The sequence below is a fragment of the Kaarinaea lacus genome (genome assembly GCF_975902315.1).
The window spans coordinates 1-2,752 of record NZ_CDLKIE010000466.1 but is presented as its reverse complement, the minus strand read 5'-3'; the positions used below and the strand labels follow the sequence as shown (position 1 = coordinate 2,752).

Below are 2,752 nucleotides of genomic sequence, written 5' to 3'. Positions count from 1 at the left end.
TTCTCAAACCCGGCTTTCACTTATCTCCCAATTTAGACGTTATAAACGTGGTCTGGACCAAGCGGCTGAGTGTCGACTGGAATAAAGCAAGTCCAGTATTTCTCTGGCACTAGCACCCGGACACGCAACGACCTTTTGAGTCGAACTCCATGGTCCTGCCACTCAATGGCAGATGTACCGGCACCTTCGTCGCGCGTTTAAAGATATCGGTGCGGGTGCCTGGAATTAATTTACCGTTTTTTGTTGCCGCTTCGTTAGCGTGGGAGGCGATAATAGCTTTGGGCTTGATCAGTTTATTGACGACAAAGGCAGCCTCCTTCGGGCCGGTGGTATAGGTATCACCAATATTCATCACCGCCAGCCTGGCCTGGTAATGCTGGCGTACCACGCTGTCTTGTTCCGCCGTGATACCGGTATCGCCGGAAAGATAAACCACAAGGCCATTGGAAAACGTCAGCACATAACCGGTGGGCGGCCCGGCATAGGCGGTTAGACCGGAGGCGTGTAACAGATCACCCAGTTGACCGCCGATCATGCCCGGCGCTATCCCATTGGAATGCACCGCCGGCACGGTGGTAATGGTTACGCCATTAATCTTTCGCGAACCGCCAAAGCGTACAAGCTGCGCATCCCTGGGATCACCACCCAGCGCCTCGAGCTTGCTCGCGAAGAACTTCGGCATTTCACTACCGGTAATAATCTTCGCCTTTTTGGCCAGGGCGATATTCACACTATTAGTATTGGGCAAGGCATTCACAGGGGTTGAGGGTGTCGCACAGGTACCCTGGTTGGTGGCTTCGATATGCTGATTGCCCACGTGGTCCCCATGCATATGACTGACAAGCAGGGCATCAATTTTACCCAGGCGCGGATCCTTCGCACCTGCCACGGTACGCCCGGCATCGTAAAGCAGTCGTGTACCATCGGGATCTTCAAAAACCAGCGCCCGATCACGACCACAAAATTCACCATCGTGACTGCCCAATGGCGTCACCTTGACCGTGTTGGCTGCGGCCGATGCAGCTGTGAAAAACAATAGAGTCAGGATAAAAGGTAAGGGTGCGACGGCGAGTGGGCTCATTGTGATTCCTCAGGTGAATAATCAGGTGTTATGTATTATAGAGAGTTGGCTGTCTCGCTACCAAGAAATACATCCTTTATAATAAAAAGGTGACCCTTTTTATTATTATCTTTGTTAGTGAAATAAAAAATCTTTAAGGGATTTATTTGAGGATAACCAGATCTTCATGGTTTCGTAAATGATGACAGTGGCGTAGCTGACAGAAAACCATACCACTATTTCTTCGATGGGCAGCTTGTGCCAGGCGCTGATGAAAATTCCCATCATGGCGCGATCCTGAAATCCCCACCACTGGTATGGCAGAGCCAGTGTCGTTTCCCAGATCAGACTAATGAGCACAATGATAAAAAAAGTAAAACTGAAAGCGCGCCAGTTGATAAACGGTCGCACGGTTCGGTACAAGCCCATTGAGGGTATTAACGCTACGACGGTTAAATAAGTGAAGTACCAGGGAAATCCTTCGCTACTTTGTGAAAACCATTTCTTAACAATCACTGACAATAGTATTAATGTCAGTCCGACGATAACCGAAGGCCAGTGAAACTGCAGCACTTTTGAAATTTCCTGAGATTGTGATACATAATCGGGCACGTTGTATTTTTCAAACCAGTATTCATCACCCCAAAGATAAAGTAGAAGCACGGTCATAAAACCGGATACATAAAATACCAGTTCCTCTACCGGAAGAGGCCCGCCAACGGCTGGAAAGGTAATACCCAACACCGCGTTATGATTGCCAAAGGTGAAAAATGCATTGCCGAAGAGTATATCAAGCACGATGCCCGTTGGAGTGAGCAGCGCTATGGTGTACCAGAATGCTTTTTTCTGAAACGAAAGGTTCTTGTATCGATACATCCAGAAAATCAACGCCAGCATGGGAAACAGAAACAGGCTAAGGCTGATGGTATATCCATAGGGCGTAGGGTTGTCGGAATGCAGTGTAACGGTCGCCGGTATTTTTACTGTATTTAAAGTCATTGCAACGGGAATGACGATGATGCAAATTATATAAAATACAATGGAAGCGGCTCGTCGATAGCTTTTGGTCATGGGACACATTATATGGAAGAACGGAAACTTTTACGCTTATTACTTTTTAACCAACCCAATAAATAGGGTGAGAACATAGGTTTCACTAATATTGGATCAGAGCCATTTCTTGGAGTAAAAAGGATCAATAGGGTCAAGGATCATATGTGTTGGGCAATCAACGATTTCAGGAGCAAATAGCTCACGCATTAGGCAGGCGAGAAACTAAAGGAAAAGCAGGGCGGCCAAAAGAAACAGATGTTCTCGATTAATTGGGGTCTGTCCCCTGTTATTCAGCCACGCGGCTATTTTATGGCTGAAGATGAGTTGATATATGCTCATGGTAAAACTTATGCATTTCATAAGATGTGGGGTAAAAGAACAACAGAAACCTTAGATATAGTAACGGATATAGATGAAGATGTTTCTACAATGAATCTGAAGAATAACTGGAAAAAAGAGGGGGCAGACCCCATGCTTACCCTATGAAACATAATTTATCCCAGAAAACTGCCTCAACCGTTTCGACGCTTGAGGAACTCGCAAAATATGCAGACTACTCGTTCATGGATACGCTCAATCGCGATCCCCATGCGAATGAAGAGGGTATTGATCACGGCCCACGACAGGTTTTTACGGGGC

3 protein-coding genes are annotated in these 2,752 nt (G+C 46.8%); 1 reads left to right on the top strand and 2 read right to left on the bottom strand.

The features are described from left to right. Positions 1-109 precede the first annotated feature (109 nt). Entirely contained in the window at positions 110-1,081 is a 972-nt protein-coding gene (locus tag ACWVCM_RS14415) for an MBL fold metallo-hydrolase (RefSeq protein WP_455202459.1), read from the bottom strand. Between the two features lie 114 nt (positions 1,082-1,195). After that, the gene (locus ACWVCM_RS14410) at positions 1,196-2,131 is read right to left on the bottom strand and encodes a hypothetical protein (protein ID WP_455202458.1); all 936 of its coding nucleotides are present in this window, start codon (positions 2,129-2,131) and stop codon (positions 1,196-1,198) included. Between the two features lie 291 nt (positions 2,132-2,422). Between ACWVCM_RS14410 and ACWVCM_RS14405 the strand changes: the two genes are divergently transcribed. After that, the gene (locus ACWVCM_RS14405; protein WP_455202457.1) at positions 2,423-2,599 is read left to right on the top strand and encodes a hypothetical protein; all 177 of its coding nucleotides are present in this window, start codon (positions 2,423-2,425) and stop codon (positions 2,597-2,599) included. The last annotated feature ends 153 nt before the right edge of the window (positions 2,600-2,752 follow it).

Excerpts from the sequence above, each read along its gene's own strand:
- ACWVCM_RS14415 (WP_455202459.1), bottom strand. The coding sequence starts at position 1,081 with ATGAGCCCACTCGCCGTCGCACCCTTACCTTTTATCCTGACTCTATTG.
- ACWVCM_RS14405 (WP_455202457.1), top strand. The coding sequence starts at position 2,423 with ATGGCTGAAGATGAGTTGATATATGCTCATGGTAAAACTTATGCATTT.
- ACWVCM_RS14410 (WP_455202458.1), bottom strand. The coding sequence starts at position 2,131 with ATGACCAAAAGCTATCGACGAGCCGCTTCCATTGTATTTTATATAATT.